A 19440-nucleotide genomic window follows, 5' to 3' on the forward strand; every position below is an offset into this window, starting at 1 on the left:
GCACATAAAGGCAGAAGGATTTTTCTGTAACCTCTTGCGACTAATTTTCTGTTTTTAAGATTAAATAATGTGATGCCAGTTAGGGATAAACAGAAAGTTATAAACACATTTATTGAGTATAAAATTACAAGTGTATGAACAACGCCACCTGTAAGCATTGTGCATAATATAGCTGAAACACCCATAATTATAACACCATTTCTGGTAACCAACCTTGATGAAAGCGAGCTAAACTGCATCGGAAGCCACCTATCAGAAGCCATAGCCGCAAGAACATTAGGCCCGCTTATAAAACCTGTATTTGCTGCGACAAATAATAATAATGCTTCAAATAATAGAACAATAAAAACAAATGGCTCAGAGATATAATAATCACCAATTTTCCACTCTTCAGTTATACTAAGGAAAGCAGTTGCATTAAGCGTCTGCCCATCGACTTTTTCAACTTCCCAAAGTAAATATATTAAAATTGTTCCCATCGCCATAAAAGCTAGCGAAGTTGCCAGTGCAAGCATTGTTGCTTTTGCTGTTTTAACTTTAGGTTCTGCTAAACTCGAAATGCTGTTTGATACAGCTTCCAAACCAGTATATGTTCCACCACCAAGTGAAAATGCTTTGAATAAAATTAGAGCACCACCTAACCAGCCTACTTCTGAAGCAGTAATTTTAGTTTCTTCAATTGCGTTTGGAACAATTTTCTCTAGCCCATAAGCGTGTCCAAAAATTCCATAAAGGATTAAGAAAATATGCGTAATAATAAAGCCCAAGAATATTGGCATTAATATTTTTATAGATTCCTTCATTCCACGCAAATTCATATAAGTTAGAACTATAATAAGCAAGCTAATGAGTAGAATTTTATTCATCTGATATTCATCAGGTACTAAGCTGTAAAGGGCATCAACGCCTGCCGCTATTGATATTGCGATGGTTAGAACATAATCAATCACCAACGCACCACCTGCAACTAAGCCAGCCTTTGGTGAAATAAGAGTAGAGGCAACTTTATATCCCCCACCGCCAGAAGGGAATTTTTCAATTATCTGATTATAAGAAAGTGCAATTAAAAAAACCGTTATACCAGTTGCTAGTGCCAAAATAATTGCTAGCTCACTATGATTACCAAGTGCAACGAAAGTTTCTTCAGGGCCATAACAAGCTGATGAAATTCCATCTGCACCAAGTCCAATCCAAGCAAGAAAAGTTGCTAGTGCAATATGCTGTCTAACTTTACTATCAAGGGGGTCTAAAGGTTTACCGAAAAAGAAATTGCGAATAGAATTGAAGGTCATTAGAAAAATTTTTGGTTAGCAATCAGTTGCTTTTATCTTCAACTGATGAGGGCTTGCTTTCAGAGGTTTTATCTTCGTCTTTGATAGCTTCTTTGAAAGTTTTGATACCTTTGCCTAAGTCACCCATAACTTTTGGCAATTTTCCCGCCCCAAAAATAACAAAAACAATTATTGCAATAAGAATAAGCTCAGTAACACCGAATCCCATAAGGTTAATTTTTTGTTAGTGAAGTGGATATAAACACCTCTTATTTAGAAAACACAAGAAAAATGATTATATGAATTTAAACAGCCCTCTCAACTGAGTAATTAATTATCTCTAAAAGCATTTTTTTATATTTGTTTTCTGGCATTTTAGCGAGGGATTTTCTAGCATTTTCTGCATATTCCACAGCAAAATTTCTAGAAAATTCATAAGCATCATATTTTTTCATATTACCCAAAAACTCTTTGAATTCTTTTTGGTTACGATTTTCTTCATCAATCAAAAATAAATTTTCTAAATGCTTTTTGTAATTTTTATCAGCAATTTTTGAGTAAGTATAAATCGCTGGAAGGGTTGCTTTTCCCTCCCTAAAATCATCACCTAAATTTTTACCCCAATTATTTTCATCGGCAAAATAATCAAGGTTATCATCAGTTATTTGAAAAGCAATGCCAAGATTTCTGCCAAAATTTGCAGAATTAATTTTGGTTTTTTTATCCATATTTGCAATCACCGCACCAACTGAAGCACAGGCTGAAAACAACTCAGCAGTTTTTGAGGTGATAATATTTATATATTCTTCCAAGCTCGTTGTAATATCAGCTTTATACATTAATTGCTTGATTTCACCCTCAGTAATTATTGAAGAAGTTCTTGAGAGAATTTCAATAATCTCTAAACTTTCGCAATCGCTCATAATTTTGAAGGCTTCTGCTAATAAAAAATCACCGACTAAGACGCTTGCGGAATTCCCCCATAATTCATTGGCAGTTTTTCTACCCCTGCGAAGCTTACTGCCATCAACCACATCATCATGAAATAAAGTTGCCGTGTGCAGAAGCTCAACACAGCAAGCCATATTAACAATTTTAGAGCCTTTGCCACCAAGCATTTTTGCAGTTAGGATTACTATAATTGGCCTAAGCCTTTTTCCCCCTGCTGAAATAATATGTTGCAGTAACATTTTTATCAAATCTGGGCGATTATTGCCAAGTGAAAGGATTTTTTTATCAACGAGCTTTAATTCCTTCTCAAATAATTTTTTATTTTTTGTAAGTATGTTCATATTATGTAACGATTTATAAGCCCGAGTTTTTCAATAAAATTTAGAGAAATTTCTTGCTTGGAAAATTCAAAATCTTTTTGTTTCATTTTTTTGAGGTAAATTTCATAAACTCTCGCCATTATTAATGCAACCCTCATAGATTCTCTATCTTCTTCAGGCAAAATATTTAGGGCCTTATAAAAATATCCCTCTGCAATTCTTGCTAATTCTTTTATAGCAGGCTTAATTTTTGGCAAATATTCTTTATAATTGATTGCGATTTTATAAGTGATTTCATTATCAAAGCCGTATTTTATCGCTAGATTTTTTGGTATATAAACCCTATCAATTTTCGCATCTTCCTCAACATCTCTAATGATATTAATTAATTGTAATGCCTTGCCTAAATTTATAGCAAATTCGCTTATTTTATCTTCATTGTTTTTATTATATCCAAATATTTTAACTGATGCTAAACCTACGCAACCAGCCACTTTATATGCATAATCTTCAAGTGTTCCAAACGACGGATATTTCATCTCCCCTAATAAATCCATTTCTTGAGCCTCAATAATCTTTAAGAAAATATTTTTATCAATTTTATTTCTAATTGAAACCAAATTCAATTGCCTAATTATTGGACTTGTAGGGTAACAATAAAAATCCAAGCTAGCGATACCTAAAATTTCTTTTTTGAAAAATTCTATATTATTTTTTGCTTCAGAATTTTTATCAACTTCATCAGCTATATCATCAGCTTTTTTGCAGAAAGCGTAAAGCGTAAGCATATCTTTACGCTTTGTTTTATCTAAAAATTTTAGAGGCCAAACAAAAGAGCTTTTAGCCTTAAGAGCTACAATTTCAACTATTTTACCAATATTTTTAACGCATAATGCTTTATAAAAACCAATTATACCGCAAAGAAATTTTTCAAATTTATTAAGTTCAACTCTTTTTCTTAAAATATCATTTTTACGAAGTTTCTTTATAAGAAAAATACATATATAAATTATTGTGTATAGTTCTGTTCTAACCCTTAAACTAAAAATATTTTCTGGAAGGTTTTTTGCATTAGAAATTTTTTCAGATAAAATATCTAAAATCCTTTTTTTACCTAGATTAATTTCTTCGGTTTCTTTAGGCAAAGTTAGGTTTTCATTTTGAGGAAAGAAAGAATTATCAAAATAAATCCTACCAAGATTTTTATAATCTGATTTCAAATCCTGTAGGTGGTTAATTAGTTGCAAAACTCTGCAAATGTTGTCTGATTTTTTAATATCGCAATCAAATTCTCCGCAAGCCTCAAGAAAAGCACGCCCAATAACACTCGCAGATTTATCGCAATATTTAAGGGTTTCCTCAAAATTATTATATCTATTTTTCTCTGCATCTTGAATAAAAGCCTCAAGCAGATTTACCATATGCCTAATATCATAAACGCCATTTTTGCAGAATTCCGCATATTTTTTTAGAAAATTAGGGGCTTCTTGTGCTTCAATATTTTCAAAATTATTTTCGTAATATTCTGTTAAAATATTCTTGAAATTATTTAGCTTATCCAGTTTTTTTTGAGAGGATAAACTCTTATTATCAGCAATTTCATCAGCAATTCTGGCAAATTTATATAGGGCCCAAATTGCTTTTCTAGCTTTCTTTGGAATTAGAAATGAAGCAACTGGAAAATTCTCAGCTTTTCTATGCTTTTCAAGCAAATCTAATTCTTTTAATTTAGTTTTGTAGGAAAATAATTTCATTCATTTTTTTGGAATATTTTCTATAGATATAATGTCATTCTGAGCGAAGCGAAGAATCTAGATCTTTCGCTATGCACAAGATGACTAAACTTATTTATCCAGCAACGCATCTTTTATTTTTACATATTGGCTTTTTATCTGATTTGGGGCATTTATTTGAACAAACCGCCTGACCACAAATATTAGTAACATTTTCAACTTTTTCTAAAAAAATATCTTCAAAAATTCGATGTAAATAAAAATTACATCCAAGTGGACACCTTCCTTCAAGAACAATACAATCAGTTTCTCTATCACATCTTTTAGCTAAAACTTGGAATTTTTTGAACTCCTCAATTGCTTTTCCGCACTCAGATTTTTCTAATTTTTTAGAATCATCTAAATATTTTTTTTGCGAGTTTCCCTCCATTGCAAAAGAATTTGCGGAAAATAAAATAATAAAAAATAGAATTAAAAGCCTAAGCATAATTATCCTTTTATTCCCATCAATCTACAAATTGCTCTTGTTTGGTGAGCTCTATTTAGAGTGTAAAAATGGAACTGGTTAACGCCCTCTTGTCTTAGAATTCTGCATATTTCACCAGTTATTGAAACAGCCAACATATCCCTAGTTTGCGGGGTATCATCAAGCCCATCGAATAAATCTATCAGCCATTTTGGAACGGAAGATTTACACATTTCAGAAAACTTCAAAAACTGCTTAAAGTTTGAAATTACTATAATTCCCGGCACGATTGGAATATTAATACCAGCTTTTCTAACCCTTTCTAAATAAGAAAAATAAAACTCTGGATTCAAAAAATATTGAGTTATAACCCTATTCGCACCAGCATCAACTTTAGCTTTTAGATATTCAATATCTTTTTCAAAAGAGGCTGATTCTGGGTGTTTTTCTGGAAATCCTGCAACACTAATTTCGAAATTTCCAATTTTCTTAAGCCCTGCAACTAACTCACTTGAATATAAATATCCCTCTGGGTTTGGAATATAATTCTCATAACCTTCCGGCGGATCACCCCTTAAAGCAACGATGTGATTGATATTGTGCTTCAAATAATTCTCAGCAATTTGCTTGATTTCATCTTTTGATGCCTTAACACAAGTTAAATGTGGTGCTGGCGTAAGCGAAGTTTCCTCCCTAATTCTAACCACCGTATTGTGGGTTCTTTCACGAGTTGACCCACCTGCTCCATAAGTTACTGAGACAAATTTCGGCTTAAGTGGCTCAAGCTCTTTTATAGTATCCCACAAAGCCTTTTCTGCTTCATCAGATTTAGGCGGAAAGAACTCAAAAGACACATCAGGGGCAGGTAAATGAAGAAAATCTTCAATTCTTGCTAGTATTTTGTTTAATTTTTTATTATTTTGGCTCATCTTTTTTTCAAAAAAAATATTACTACTTCTAACTACATATATATTATGAGTAATTTTTTCAAACCCTTATTTTTAATTGTTTTTATTACATTAATTTTAGTTAGTAAAAACTCAACTGCATCTAATAACCCATCTATTAGAATGGTTAATGTTGACACTTCAAAACTTTCTGATGATTATGATTACGCTTTAGATAATGATGATTTTGAATCTTATAATCGTGCGATTTTCTCCTTCAATAAAGCACTTGATGATTATTTTTTAGCTCCAGTTGCAAGGGGTTATAGAAGCACATTTCCGGAATGGGTTAGAAATAGATTTTCTGATTTCTTTAACAATGCTCAAGAACCTAGAAACTTTGTAAACTCTATCTTACAAGGTGATGCTTCAGGTGCATTAACAGCCTTTTGGCGACTAAATGTCAATTTAACCTTTGGTGTTCTTGGCTTTCACGATGCCGCAGCAGGCTTTGGTTTGTATGAGAAAGATAAATATTTCAGCCAAACATTAGCTTTATATGGCTTATCTGCAGGAAATTATATTGTTCTACCCCTCTTTGGCCCTTCAACTTCAAGAGATTTTGGAGGCTTTATATTTGATAATTTGCTTGAACCTGATACATATGTTGGTGCTTCAAGCAACGCTGCTAGAGCCTTAGCAAGTTATAGTTACAACTTCTCAGAGATCGTTTCTATCAGAGAAAACTTACTAGATATTACAGATAATTTAGAAGAAGATTCTTTTGATTTATACTCAAGTTATAAAAGTGGCTATTTACAAAACCGCAAAAAACAAATAGAGGATACCGCAGAATAATAAAATTTTATATTAAATATGAAACTTCTTAAATTATTTTTTGTTTTCACAATTATTTGCTTCACTTCACAATATGCATATTCAAACATCATTGCGACAAAAGATCCTAAAGATTACGCAAATAAATTAGGTAATAAAATAATAGAGCTTGTAGAAGCAAAAATTTCCAATGAGGAAAAGCAAAAAAAACTAATAGAATTATTTAGAGCAAACGCAGATACAACCTATATGGCAAATTTTGCGATTGGTAAATTCAATAGGCTTCTTACAAAAGAGCAAAAAACTCGTTATCAAAATTTATATAGTGATTATGTTGTATACACCTATATTCCTAGGTTTAGGGAGTATGAAGGTGAAAGGCAGAATGTTTTAACCGCTCTTGATTTAGGTCAAGGTGAGTTCCTCATTAAAACTACAATTACCTCAGTTAAGGCTAAAAATGGTAAAGTTAGCGTTGATTATAAAGTAAAAAGGGCAGGCAATAGCTTCAAAGTTTTTGATGTAATTGGTGAGGGCGTAAGCTTAATAACCACACATAGGGCTGATTTTACAGCACCTATTTCGCAAAAAGGCGTTGATTTTTTCCTTGATAGATTAGAGGAAAAAGTTAAAAAACAAAAAGCCGTTAAATGGGATAGTATTAAAAAGAAAAAATAAAACAAAACTACTTAGTATTTATGAACTTAGAGAAAAATAAAATAATCGCATCAATATTACTTGCTGGCCTTCTTGCTATGCTTTCGGGAACCGCTTCAAAGATACTCTACGGTTCAAATTCTCACTCCGAGACAGATGAAAAAAGGGGCTATAAAATTGAGGGCGTTGTTGCTGATGCAAACGCTACTGAAGCTAAAGCGGAAGAAATAGATAAGCTCGCTCTTATTGCTTCCGCTGATGCAACAGCAGGTGCTAATGTTGCTAAAAAATGCGTAGCTTGCCATTCTTTTGAAAAGGGTGGAGCAAATAAAGTTGGGCCTAATTTGTGGAATATTGTTAATAAAGCTAAAGCTGAAACGGCAGGGTTTCAATATTCAAAAACATTACTTGATATGAAATCTCAAAAATGGGGATATGAAGAATTATGGGCGTTTATAAATGCACCTCAAGCTTACGCCAAAGGCACTAAAATGGCTTTTGCAGGGGTTAAAAACCCACAAGACTTGGCAAATCTTATCGCTCATTTAAGAAATTTTTCTGATAGCCCTGCCCCATTGCCAGCAAAGTAAGTTATATGCAAAATTATTTAGGCTTTAAAAAAATTGAATTAAAAAATTTTTTTGAAGAAATTACCGAAGATGACTATGGATTGCATAATTTAACAAATGAGCAAGGAGGAGACCTTAAATATAAAAAGGTTGAAACATTTTTGATGTATAAAAAGGGTTTTGATTCAACTGAAGAAAGGAATGTTTTTGTTTTATCTTTAGAGACAAAGTATAACGCTACAAAAATAGATGCATCTCCAGAAAATCAAAAAACTTTTCCAAGAGAATTTCATTACATTACTGATGACAATAATACTCTTTACATATCACCTGCACTTTATCAAAAAATTTCTTTTGAACAAAGTGATGTCAAAAAAGCCAGTAATGGAGAAAAATTAGAATTATGATAAATTATTTTGAAAATCCTCAGATTGCAATTTGGCTTATAATAGGCGTAATTTTTATTGTTCTTGAAGTTTTTACCTTCGCTGGGATTGGATTTATTACTGCTGGCTTGGGGGCAATTACGCTTGGGGCATTACTTGCTTTCAAATTTTTAGATTCCACAGATATTCTTGAAAATATAGCTTATTTTCTCTTTTTTACAATAATGTGGTGGGTTATTTTATGGCGTCCGCTTATAAAATCCATCAAGGCAAAATCAACTGATTATAACTCTTTCAAAGGCACTAACGCAATCATAGATAATGAAAACGGCCTTGAAATTGGTAAAATTGGTTATGTTCGATGGAGTGGCACTAGAATGCGTGCAAGAATTAACCCAAACTCAACGCAAAGTTTTATTGCCGATAAAGAAAGCGTTTGGGTGATTGAAAATAAAAATGGCATTCTTATAATTGATACCACCGAGCCCAAAAATTAACTTAACTAAAAAAATGTATGCAAATAGAGATTTCAGCAGTTGCTATAGCAATATTACTTTTCGCAATTATCGTTTTATTCAAAGGCGTTAAAATTGTTCCGCAACAGCAGGCTTGGGTTGTTGAGAGGCTCGGCAAGTTCTCTCGCACACTTGATGCTGGCTTAACGCTAATAATTCCATTTATTGATAGGGTTGCCTATAAACACACTTATAAAGAGCAATCTATTGATGTTCGCTCTCAAAAAGCAATCACAAAAGATAATGTAAACCTTGAAATTGATGGCGTATTATATGTTAAAATTATTGATCCAAAACTAGCATCTTATGGCGTAGCTGACCCATATCTGGCACTTATCCAGCTTGCACAAACCACAATGAGATCAGAAATTGGCAAGCTAGTGCTTGATAAAACTTTTGAAGAACGCGAAACCCTAAATATTGGCATTGTTAACGCTTTGAATGAGGCTTCTTCAACTTGGGGCATTCAATGTATGCGATATGAAATTAAGGATATCAACCCGCCGGAATCTATCCTAAAATCAATGGAGCAACAAGTTACCGCAGAAAGAACCAAAAGGGCTTTAATCCTAGAATCTGAAGGTAATAGACAATCTAAAATTAATATTGCAGAAGGTAAAAAGGCGGAGCAAGTTCTAGCCTCAGAAGCACATAGAACTGAACAAATTAATAAGGCAGAAGGTGAAGCTCAGGCGATTCTTAATGTTGCCGAAGCAACTGCAAAAGGTATTGAAATTGTTGCAAATACTATTCAAAAAACTGGCGGAAAAGATGCAGTTTCTTTGAAGCTTGCTGAAAAATACATTGAGGCTTTTTCAAATCTAGCAAAACAATCCAATACTTTAATAATCCCGAGCAATTCTGCAGATATTGGTTCTTTTGTAGCCCAAGCCCTCACCGTTTTTGATGATATTAAAAAGAAGAATAGCTAGTTTAACCCTCTGTCATTTTTTATAACACTATTTGCAAGGGAATATGATAAACTCTCATCAAAAAGTTTCCTTTCTTGGAATTCATATATAGTTTTGCCATTTCTATAGAAATCTAAAAATTCCAAAACATCTTTTTCGAAAGCTTGTCTATTTTTATCTGCATAAGAAAATATTAACGAGACATCATCTCTGAACTTCCAAATATTATTTAAATATTTGTCTAATTGACTCCAATTGTATTCTGAATAAGATGCTTTTGAGTTTAATTTATTTGCAGAATTTATATCATTAATTTTTTTAAATAAAACTTTGACTGGCTCCTTATTAACTAAACCATTTTTAATATTTAATGTGATTTCATAACTTAATACTTTTTTGCAAGATTCTAAAAAAAGCTTTGTGTAGTCTGCTTTTTCAGCAAAGGCTTCTTTAGAAAGATTATAGTATGGATTTTCTTTTTTTTTGATTTTGTAATTATCTGTCATAAATGTTCTAAAATTACAAATGCTGAAACTAAGCCTAATGAAACTTTATTTTTATTCAATACATCATCACTAAGCGAGATAAATATTTTTTTATTTTGTAAAAATTTTGCTAGGTTGCAACCAGCAGAAATTTTAACGAAAGGTTTTCCTTTTTCATCATTCAAAATTGAAATATCTTTGAATGAAATATCACCGCCAATGCCAGTGCCAATTGCTTTAGAAATGGCTTCCTTGCCGGCAAATCTTTTGGCTAGATAGTTGATTTGTTGATTGTTTTTTTCGTTTTTTCGTTTGATAAAAATTTCCAATTCTTCATCTGATAAAATTCTTTCAGCGAATTTATCTCCAAATTTTTTGAATGCATCTTCTATTCTTGAGATGGAAATTATATCTGTGCCAATTCCTGTTATCATATCTAGCCGAGCATTCCTTTTATCTTTTTTATAACATTTGGCAGGCCTTCAAAAATTGCCTCACCGATTATAAAATGCCCTATGTTAAGCTCTATAATCTGAGGGATTTTAATAATTTCAGGTATAGAATTATAATTAAGCCCGTGCCCTGCGTGGCAGATTATACCAAGTTTTTCAGCATCCAAACTAGCAATTCTGAATTTCTCAAATTCTGAATTTATTTCTTCGGCTAACTCCTTATCCTGCTTGTGGGGAGATGATTTAATCTCATCAATCAGCCTACAAAATTTACCAGTGTGAAATTCTACAATCTTTGCACCTGCTTCTTTTGAAGCCCTCAACTGCCCTAAGTCTGCATCTATAAAAAATGAAGGAAGAATATTTTTTTTTGTAATCTCCCGAGAAAAATTTTTAAGCAATTCAAAATTTTTTATAACATCTAAACCGCCTTCAGTTGTTAATTCCTCCCGTTTCTCTGGAACTAAACAACAAGAATTTGGAACTACCTTCAATGAAATTTCAAGCATTTCATCAGTTGCAGCACACTCAAAATTTAATGGCAGAGGAATTTTCTCTTTTATTTCAAAGACATCTTTATCTTTAATGTGCCTTCTATCTTCTCTTAAATGAATTGTAATGCCATCAGCACCTGCACGCATAGCGGTTTCCGCACCTCTAAGAATGCTTGGATGCATCTCGCCCCTAGCATTTCGCAAGGTTGCGATGTGATCAATATTTACGCCAAGTTTAATTTTTGAAGACACTTAGAAAAAATTCTTTAATACCAGTGCCATAACACCAGCTAAAACAGTGCCTAACATCCATTTTATGATAAGAAGTTCAGTCTCTATTTTATTAAAACGATTATCATAGTCAGCTATTGCTTCTGCAGCCTTTCTTGACTTATCTTCTGAAGCACCTGCATCTTTTAGTGCATCATAAATTTCAATTATCATTGTTGTCATAACACTTTCAAAGATTATTTTTTGGCATTCTATCTTATTTTATCAATAAAGTATAGAGTTTTGGAATTAAATTTGTTTAGATTTTCTTACAAATTAATTTTTTAATTATGCAACCTATTAATGATAATTTTCTAAAACATTACCCTAAAAATATAAATTGGTTTGAGAATATTGAGCCAAAACCAATTTATGAAATTCTAAATTATGCAGTTAAAAATTTTCCAGAAAAGCCTGCGATAGATTTCTTTGGAACAATTATCTCATATAAAGAATTAGGTGAACTGACTGATAAATTTGCATTAGGTATCAATAGATTAATTCAGCAATCTAAAGTAAATAATAGTTCAAATCAACAGCTAAAAATTGGTATTTATATGCCAAATTGTCCGCAGTTTGTAATTGCTTATTATGCGATATTAAAAGCTGGGCATATTGTGGTAAATTATAGCCCTCTATACTCAGAAAAAGAACTTGCATATCAAATAGATGACTCAGATACTTCAACCATTATAACGCTAAACCTTAATTTGCTTTATCCCAAAGCTAAAGCATTACTTCAAAAAACTGACCTAACCAGTAATAAATTAAAGCAAATTATAGTTGCAGATTTTACAGAATATCTGCCTTTTCCTAAAAATTTTCTATTCAAGATTTTTAAGTCAAAAGATTTAGCAAAAACTGAATTTGATAATAAAACTCAAATTGAGTGGAATGAAATTCTTAAACTAGGTTTTGATGCAAAAGAAAACTATAATGCACCTGTGAATATAGATGAAACAGCAATTATTCAATATACTGGTGGCACAACAGGCACACCTAAAGGTGCGGAATTAACTCACAAAAATGTTTATATTAATTCAGTGCAGAGTAAAATTTGGGGGGCAACAATTCCTGAAGGCGAAGGCTCAGTGCTAACTATTCTGCCACTTTTCCATGTGTTTGCGATGACAACCGCAATGAATTTTGGTGTGCTATCAGCCTATAAATTAATCTTGCACCCTCGCTTTGATATTAAGCAAGTTTTGAAGGATATTCACAACAAAAAGCCAACTGCAATGCCGGGTGTGGCGACGATGTATAATGCAATAAATAATTATAAAGATACGCCAAAATATAATCTTAAAAGCCTAAAAGTTTGTATTTCTGGCGGCGGGCCATTGCCACTTGAAATCAAAAGAAAATTTGAAGAAATTTCTGGTTGTAAACTTGTTGAGGGCTATGGCCTCACGGAATCATCACCAGTAGCGAGTTGCAACCCCGTGGAAGGCTTAAACAAAGAAGGCTCAATCGGCTTACCACTTCCACAAACTGAAATTCTTATAGAAGATATTGAAAATAGAGGAAAATTCTTAGGAATAAATGAAATTGGCGAATTATGCATAAAAGGCCCGCAAGTGATGAAAGGCTATTACAAACGCCAATCTGCCACTGATGAAGTAATTGTAAATGGTATTTTACGAACTGGCGACATTGCAAAAATTGATGAAGATGGTTATGTTTTCATAACAGATAGGCTTAAGGAAATGATTATTTGCGGAGGCTTTAAGGTTTACCCACGCCAAGTGGAGGAGGCATTATATCAACACCCAGCGGTTTTAGAGTGTGCAGTTATTGGCATTCCAGATGATTATAGTGGGCAGAAAGTTAAGGCTGTGATTGTTCTAAAGCCAAATTATAAAGCGGAAAAAGATGATTTTATAAATTATTGCAAAACGCATCTAGCAAAGCACGAAGTGCCTAAAGAGGTTGAATTCCGCTCTTCTTTACCAAAATCCCCAGTGGGTAAAATCTTAAAGAAAGAGTTGAAGTAGTTATTGATTAATGTGATAATTTTTTTGTTGCTTCACCAAATCCTGCTGGAACAACTGTAGTTAATGAAGCTAATTGAGGATCTACTTCGTATCCAGCAATATTATAATTTCCTGAGATAGTGGTATTGTCTCTAAGGGGCATTACTGTCACATTAACAGGTATAGCTTGAACTTGTTCAGTTAAATTATAATGTTGAATAGTTAGATCCAGCAAAAATTCACCCCCTAATGAATCACTAACTTTTTTTCCATCTTGATCTATAATGCTCATAAATAAGTAATTATATCTATTTACCCATCATAATACCCTTTCCCAGAGGGAAAGGGCATTATGACTTTTCTATTTGGCTTTAAGTTTCTAGTTACTCGTAATACTACCTAGCACCTTTTTTCTTAGTTTCAGTAGCTGGTTGTTCTTCTGTAACTGGGTTTTCAGCTTCATATTGCTGGCGTTTAAGTTCTCTTTCCTTGATAACATCATTATCAAGTTTTTGAGCTTCTTTTTTAGCCTTGCGATAATATGCACCTGTTCCCGCCGGGATTAAGCGACCAACAATCACATTTTCTTTTAAGCCTCTTAAATTGTCAACCCTGCCCGCAACTGATGCTTCTGTAAGCACACGAGTTGTCTCTTGGAAGGAAGCTGCTGAAATAAAGCTGTTAGTGTGAAGTGATGCTTTTGTAATTCCTTGAAGAACTGGTATAGCTTTAGCAGGTTTTAAGCCTTCTGAAATTAGCTTGTTGTTAGCTTTTTCAAATTCTTCCTTGTCCACTTCTTCACCTACTAAATAAGTGCTTTCGCCTTGCTCAGTAACTTCAACTTTCTGTAACATTCTTGAAGCAATAATTTCAATGTGTTTATCATTTATACCAACACCTTGAAGCCTATAAACTTTCTGCACTTCATTGATTAGGTATGAAGCGAGAGCCTCAACACCCATAATGCGTAAGATGTCGTGCGGAACTGGAGTTCCATCCATTAATAAATCACCCTTCTGAACTTGATCGCCTTCATTTACCAGAAGGTGCTTACCTTTTGGAATGATATATTCAATTGGTTCAACATCAGCACTTTTTGGAACGATAGAAATACGAGTTTTAGATTTATAATCTTTACCAAATTGAATATAACCATCAATTTCAGCAATGATTGAGTGATCTTTTGGCTTACGAGCTTCAAATAATTCAGCAACTCTAGGTAAACCACCAGTAATATCTTTCGTTTTAGAAGATTCTTTTGGAATACGAGCCACAACATCACCTGCGTGAACTTCCTGACCATCTTCAACAGAAAGAACTGCATCAATCGGCAAGAAATAGCGAGCCTCTAAACCATTAGAAAGGCAAACTACATTTTCATCAGCGTCCCTTAAAGTAATTCTTGGGCGAAGTGCAGAACCACCTTTTGCAACTTTCCAATCAGAAACCACCTTTGAAGTAAGACCCGTTGTTTCATCAACAACTTTTCTAAGTGAAATACCTTCAACTAAATCTCTATAAACGATATGACCAGATTTCTCAGTAATGATTGGAATTGTATATGGATCCCACTCAGCTAGTTTTTGTCCAGCCTTAACTTTTGAGCCTTCATCAACGGTCATTCTAGCACCATATGGAAGTTTATTCCTGAAACGCTCCCTGCCCTTTTCATCAAGAACGATAATTTCACATGCACGGCTTAGAACAACATTTTTACCTTGCGAGTCAACAACTATATTCCTGTTTTCAATCTTGATAGTTCCATCAATTGGAGATTCAACACCAGATTGCTCAGCACTAGAAGTTGCCGCACCACCAATGTGGAATGTTCTCATTGTAAGCTGAGTTCCAGGTTCACCGATTGATTGAGCCGCCACAACACCAATAGCCTCACCAACATTAACTAAATGACCAGAAGCTAAATCTCTGCCGTAACATTTCGCACAAGCTCCGTTTTCAGTTTTACAAGTAATAACTGAACGAACTTTAACCGCATCAACGCCAGCAGCATCAATTTTATAGGCTTTTGCTTCGTCAATTAATTCACCTTTAGCAACTAGCAATTCATTAGTAACTGGATTTCTAACATCATTAGCTGAAGTTCTGCCGATAATTTTATCTGCAAGAGGCACGATAACATTTCCGCTATCAATTTCAGCTCTTTGGATAAGCCCATCATCAGTTCCGCAATCATGTTCTACGATAATTACATCTTGAGCAACATCTACTAAACGACGAGTTAAGTAACCAGAGTTTGCAGTTTTAAGTGCAGTATCAGCTAAACCTTTCCTTGCTCCGTGAGTTGAGTTAAAATATTCAAACACATTCAAACCTTCTTTGAAGTTTGAAATGATTGGTTTTTCAATAATCTCACCTGATGGTTTAGCCATCAAACCACGCATACCAGCAAGCTGCTTAATCTGAGCTGCAGAACCCCTTGCACCAGAATCCGCCATCATAAAGATTGAGTTAATAGAGGCCATACCAGTTTTTTTGTTATCATTACCGATTTTAGCTTTACCACTCACATATCTCATCATCTCATTTGCAACTTGATCAGTACAATGCGACCAAGCATCAACCACTTTATTGTATTTCTCTTTACGAGTTATTAAGCCTTCAGAATATTGCTTTTCAAACTCAAGAACTTGCTTCTCAGTTTTTGCAATTAATTCTTCTTTACTTGGTGGAACAATCATATCATCCATACCAATTGAAATACCAGCTTTACAAGCGTGTTTGAAACCTAATTGCATTAATTTATCAGCGAATATCACCGTTGCTTTTGGCCCACAATGACGATAAATTTCATCAATGATTTTTGAACATTCTTTTTTAGTAAGAATTTTATTAATTAATTCAAAAGAAACTTTTTCATGTCTTGGTAATAAATCACCAATTAAAGCTCTACCAGGGGTGGTTTCAACAACTTTAACTACCTTCTCACCATCTTCATTGATAGTTTCAAAGCGAGTTTTGATTTTCGCATGCATTGAAACCGCTTTTGCATCAAGAGCGTGCTCAATTTCACCGATATTGCGGAAGATTGAGTTTTCTCCAATCTCACCATCAAACTGCAATGAAAGATAATATAAACCAAGCACTATATCTTGAGTTGGAACAATAACCGGCTTGCCGTTTGCAGGTGAAAGAACATTGTTTGAAGACATCATTAAAATACGAGCTTCTAGCTGAGCTTCAATAGAAAGTGGAACGTGAACTGCCATTTGGTCGCCGTCAAAGTCAGCGTTGAAAGCAGTACAAACTAGCGGGTGCAAACGGATTGCTTTGCCTTCAATCAAAATCGGTTCAAACGCTTGAATACCAAGTCTATGTAGGGTTGGCGCGCGGTTTAGAAGAACTGGGTGTTCTTTAATAACTTCATCTAAAATATCCCAAACTTCTGGTCGTTCTGCCTCAACCATTTTCTTAGCAACTTTGATAGTTGCAGCGTGCCCATACATTTCAAGCTTAGCATAGATAAACGGCTTAAATAATTCTAAAGCCATCTTTTTAGGAATACCACATTGGTGAAGTTTAAGCTCAGGACCCACAACAATTACCGAACGGCCAGAATAGTCAACACGCTTACCAAGTAAGTTTTGACGGAAGCGACCTTGCTTACCTTTCAACATATCAGAAAGCGATTTGAATGGGCGTTTATTCGCATCTTTAATCACCCTACCCCTTCTGCCATTATCAAATAGTGCATCAACTGATTCTTGAAGCATTCTTTTTTCATTTCTGATGATAATATCAGGTGCGTTAAGCTCAATTAATCTTCTTAAACGATTATTTCTATTGATAACCCTACGATATAAATCATTCAAATCAGAGGTTGCAAACCTGCCACCATCTAGCGGAACAAGTGGGCGTAAATCAGGTGGGATAACAGGAAGCACTTCCATCACCATCCATTCTGGTTTGTTTGCAGAATCAAGGAAGCTCTCAACAAGTTTTAACCTCTTAACAATTTTTTTATGTTTGATTTCCGACTTATTATCAGACATTTCAAGGCGAAGCTCCCTTCTTAGCTCTTCTAAATCAAGGTTTCTAAGTAAATAGTGAACAGCCTCAGCACCAATCATTGCAGTGAAAGAGTTTTCACCAAATTCATCTTGCGCTTTATAATATTGCTCCTCATTAAGAAGTTGCCCTTTAGTGAAAGGCGTTAAGCCGGCTTCAGTAACTACAAATGATTCGAAATAAAGGATTTTTTCCAAATCCTTCAAAGCCATATCTAGTAATAAACCAATTCTTGAAGGCAATGATTTTAAGAACCAAATATGCACAACAGGGCTTGCAAGCTCAATATGCCCCATTCTTTCACGACGAACTTTTGAAGTAGTAACTTCAACACCGCATTTTTCACATACGATACCACGATATTTCATTCTTTTATATTTACCGCAAAGGCACTCATAATCTCTGATAGGCCCGAAGATTTTTGCACAAAATAAGCCATCTTTCTCAGGCTTAAAAGTTCTATAGTTGATTGTTTCAGGTTTTTTCACTTCACCATATGACCAAGAGCGAATTTTCTCAGGGCTGGCAATTGATATTCTAAGCTCATCAAAATCTTGAGACTTCTTGCCATAACCGAATAAACTCATCATTTCATCACGCATAAATTTCTCCAATAGTGTTTTCCCAGTTCTAAATTATTTTTTAAGGGTGACTAGCTTTCATACATTTGGGGGGAGTATAAAAATTGCTAATCACCCAACTTTTTAAGGTTTTACCTTATTACGCAGCCTCTTTATCTTCATCTTTTTGTTTGAGTTCAACATTCAAACATAGAGACCTTAATTCTTTAACCATAACATTGAATGATTCCGGCACGCCAGATTCAAAACTATGATTACCTTTAACGATTGATTCGTATATTTTAGTTCTGCCAACCACATCATCAGATTTAACCGTAAGTAACTCTTGAAGTGTGTAAGCAGCGCCATATGCTTGCAATGCCCAACATTCCATCTCTCCAAGTCTTTGACCGCCCATGTGAGACTTACCACCTAAGGGTTGCTGAGTAACAAGACTATATGGACCAATAGAACGAGCATGTATTTTGTCATCGACCAAATGATGAAGTTTAAGCATATAGTTATAGCCAACAGTTACCTTACGATCAAATGGCTCACCTGTTCTGCCATCACGCAATACCACTTGTCCTGATGGATCAAGACCTGCAAGCTCTAACAATGATGTGATTTGTTCAATTTTCGCTCCATCAAATACAGGAGTCGAAAACGGCAAACCATGTTCACAAACAGAACGTGAAAACTCAACCACTTCCTGATCGCTCATCTTTTTAATGTTTTCAAGATAATCCTTTTTGTCATATACTTTACCTAAAAAGGCACGTAGATCCTTCAACGCTTGTTTATTGTCATTTTGGTATTCATCCACCATTTTAGCAACTTGTTTCGCCAAATTATGCGAAGCAAAGCCTAAATGTGTCTCAAGGATCTGTCCAATATTCATTCGAGACGGAACACCAAGAGGATTTAGCACTATATCAACAGGCGTACCATCTTCTAAATATGGCATATCTTCAACTGGGAGGATTCGAGAAATCACACCTTTATTTCCGTGTCTTCCAGCCATTTTGTCACCAGATTGAAGCTTATGTTTCATCGCAACGAAAACCTTAACCACTTTCAAAGCACCTTGAGGAAGATCGTCACCGCCTTTTAGCTTCTCGATCTTATCATTAAACTTCCTTGTGATTTCTTTGGTTTTTTCATCAAGCTGTCGTTTCAGAAATTCGATCTCTGATTGGACATTACTATTATCTATAGTAAATTGCCAATATTGACCTTTGCTGTAGCTTGACAAATCTTCAGCAGCTATTTTAGTATTCGCTTTATATCCTCTTGGACCTGCACTCGCAGTTTGCCCAATGAGCAATGAACGCAATCTCTCGTACGTAAAGTTCTCAACTATTGCAAGCTCATCATCACGATCCTTAGATAAACGATCAATTTCCTGACGCTCAATCGAATATGCTCTCTCATCTTTCTCAACGCCTCGTCTTGAAAAGATACGCACTTCAACCACCGTACCATTGACACTTGGAGGTACACGAAGCGAGGAATCACGGACATCCGCGGCTTTTTCCCCAAAGATCGCTCTAAGCAATTTCTCTTCAGGTGTCATTGGTGATTCACTCTTAGGAGTCACCTTACCGACAAGTATATCACCTGGATGTACTTGAGCTCCAACGTGAACGATACCTACTTCATCAAGGTGCTTTAATC

General features: G+C 34.4%; 20 protein-coding genes. 7 read left to right on the plus strand and 13 right to left on the minus strand.

The genetic code is table 11. The features are described from left to right. From SFT90_08295 to metF, 6 genes are all read right to left on the minus strand, one after another. The coding region (locus tag SFT90_08295; GenBank protein MDX1950473.1) for an APC family permease at positions 1-1292 on the minus strand (1292 nt) is incomplete at its 3' end. A gap of 22 nt (positions 1293-1314) precedes the next feature. After that, positions 1315-1500, minus strand: a complete 186-nt coding sequence (locus SFT90_08300) for a twin-arginine translocase TatA/TatE family subunit (GenBank protein ID MDX1950474.1) — start codon at positions 1498-1500, stop codon at positions 1315-1317. Between the two features lie 76 nt (positions 1501-1576). After that, entirely contained in the window at positions 1577-2563 is a 987-nt protein-coding gene (locus SFT90_08305) for a polyprenyl synthetase family protein (GenBank protein ID MDX1950475.1), read from the minus strand. Next, complete coding sequence (locus SFT90_08310) at positions 2560-4296, minus strand: squalene/phytoene synthase family protein (protein ID MDX1950476.1); 1737 nt, start codon at positions 4294-4296, stop codon at positions 2560-2562. Before SFT90_08310 ends, SFT90_08305 begins: the two co-directional genes overlap by 4 nt. Positions 4297-4390: 94 nt before the next feature. Continuing rightward, positions 4391-4762 (minus strand): hypothetical protein, encoded by a 372-nt coding sequence (locus tag SFT90_08315; GenBank protein MDX1950477.1) that lies wholly within the window; start codon positions 4760-4762, stop codon positions 4391-4393. Between the two features lie 2 nt (positions 4763-4764). Beyond that, entirely contained in the window at positions 4765-5670 is a 906-nt protein-coding gene (gene metF / locus SFT90_08320; protein ID MDX1950478.1) for a methylenetetrahydrofolate reductase [NAD(P)H], read from the minus strand. Between the two features lie 45 nt (positions 5671-5715). Here metF and SFT90_08325 point away from each other — a divergent pair, with 45 nt between their 5' ends. From SFT90_08325 to SFT90_08350, 6 genes are read left to right on the plus strand one after another with little or no spacing between them, the layout of a single operon-like run. Further along, a complete protein-coding gene (locus tag SFT90_08325; protein MDX1950479.1) occupies positions 5716-6486 on the plus strand; it encodes a VacJ family lipoprotein in 771 nt (256 codons plus the stop codon). Positions 6487-6504: 18 nt separating this feature from the next. Beyond that, positions 6505-7143 carry an ABC transporter substrate-binding protein gene (locus SFT90_08330; protein MDX1950480.1) on the plus strand — a complete coding sequence of 213 codons (639 nt, stop codon included), beginning with the start codon at positions 6505-6507 and terminating at the stop codon, positions 7141-7143. Positions 7144-7163: 20 nt separating this feature from the next. Then, positions 7164-7712 carry a cytochrome c family protein gene (locus SFT90_08335; protein MDX1950481.1) on the plus strand — a complete coding sequence of 183 codons (549 nt, stop codon included), beginning with the start codon at positions 7164-7166 and terminating at the stop codon, positions 7710-7712. 5 nt (positions 7713-7717) lie between these two features. Further along, entirely contained in the window at positions 7718-8098 is a 381-nt protein-coding gene (locus SFT90_08340; protein MDX1950482.1) for a hypothetical protein, read from the plus strand. After that, on the plus strand, positions 8095-8574 hold the full coding sequence (locus SFT90_08345) for a hypothetical protein (protein MDX1950483.1): 480 nt from the start codon (positions 8095-8097) through the stop codon (positions 8572-8574). The genes SFT90_08340 and SFT90_08345 overlap by 4 nt, the downstream gene beginning before the upstream one ends. A gap of 17 nt (positions 8575-8591) precedes the next feature. Next, positions 8592-9524, plus strand: a complete 933-nt coding sequence (locus tag SFT90_08350; GenBank protein MDX1950484.1) for a stomatin-like protein — start codon at positions 8592-8594, stop codon at positions 9522-9524. Here the strand turns inward: SFT90_08350 and SFT90_08355 are convergent. From SFT90_08355 to SFT90_08370, 4 genes are read right to left on the minus strand one after another with little or no spacing between them, the layout of a single operon-like run. Further along, complete coding sequence (locus SFT90_08355; GenBank protein MDX1950485.1) at positions 9521-10009, minus strand: hypothetical protein; 489 nt, start codon at positions 10007-10009, stop codon at positions 9521-9523. The two genes, SFT90_08350 and SFT90_08355, sit on opposite strands and share 4 nt — an antisense overlap. Further along, the gene (gene acpS / locus SFT90_08360) at positions 10006-10422 is read right to left on the minus strand and encodes a holo-ACP synthase (GenBank protein MDX1950486.1); all 417 of its coding nucleotides are present in this window, start codon (positions 10420-10422) and stop codon (positions 10006-10008) included. The genes SFT90_08355 and acpS overlap by 4 nt, the downstream gene beginning before the upstream one ends. Before the next feature lie 2 nt (positions 10423-10424). After that, positions 10425-11174 (minus strand): pyridoxine 5'-phosphate synthase, encoded by a 750-nt coding sequence (locus tag SFT90_08365; protein ID MDX1950487.1) that lies wholly within the window; start codon positions 11172-11174, stop codon positions 10425-10427. 12 nt (positions 11175-11186) lie between these two features. Beyond that, positions 11187-11387 (minus strand): hypothetical protein, encoded by a 201-nt coding sequence (locus SFT90_08370; GenBank protein ID MDX1950488.1) that lies wholly within the window; start codon positions 11385-11387, stop codon positions 11187-11189. 107 nt (positions 11388-11494) lie between these two features. On the opposite strand from SFT90_08370, the gene SFT90_08375 reads away from it, so the two are divergent. Then, positions 11495-13198, plus strand: a complete 1704-nt coding sequence (locus tag SFT90_08375; GenBank protein MDX1950489.1) for a long-chain fatty acid--CoA ligase — start codon at positions 11495-11497, stop codon at positions 13196-13198. A gap of 7 nt (positions 13199-13205) precedes the next feature. On the opposite strand, the gene SFT90_08380 is transcribed toward SFT90_08375, so the two are convergent. From SFT90_08380 to SFT90_08390, 3 genes are all read right to left on the minus strand, one after another. Then, complete coding sequence (locus tag SFT90_08380; GenBank protein ID MDX1950490.1) at positions 13206-13469, minus strand: hypothetical protein; 264 nt, start codon at positions 13467-13469, stop codon at positions 13206-13208. Between the two features lie 103 nt (positions 13470-13572). Beyond that, on the minus strand, positions 13573-17805 hold the full coding sequence (rpoC, locus tag SFT90_08385) for a DNA-directed RNA polymerase subunit beta' (protein MDX1950491.1): 4233 nt from the start codon (positions 17803-17805) through the stop codon (positions 13573-13575). A 118-nt stretch (positions 17806-17923) separates the two neighbouring features. Beyond that, a partial coding sequence (locus tag SFT90_08390; protein ID MDX1950492.1) for a DNA-directed RNA polymerase subunit beta occupies positions 17924-19440 on the minus strand: 1517 nt, incomplete at its 5' end.

It is taken from the genome of Rickettsiales bacterium, assembly GCA_033762595.1.
Classification (GTDB): Bacteria; Pseudomonadota; Alphaproteobacteria; order Rickettsiales; family UBA8987; genus JANPLD01.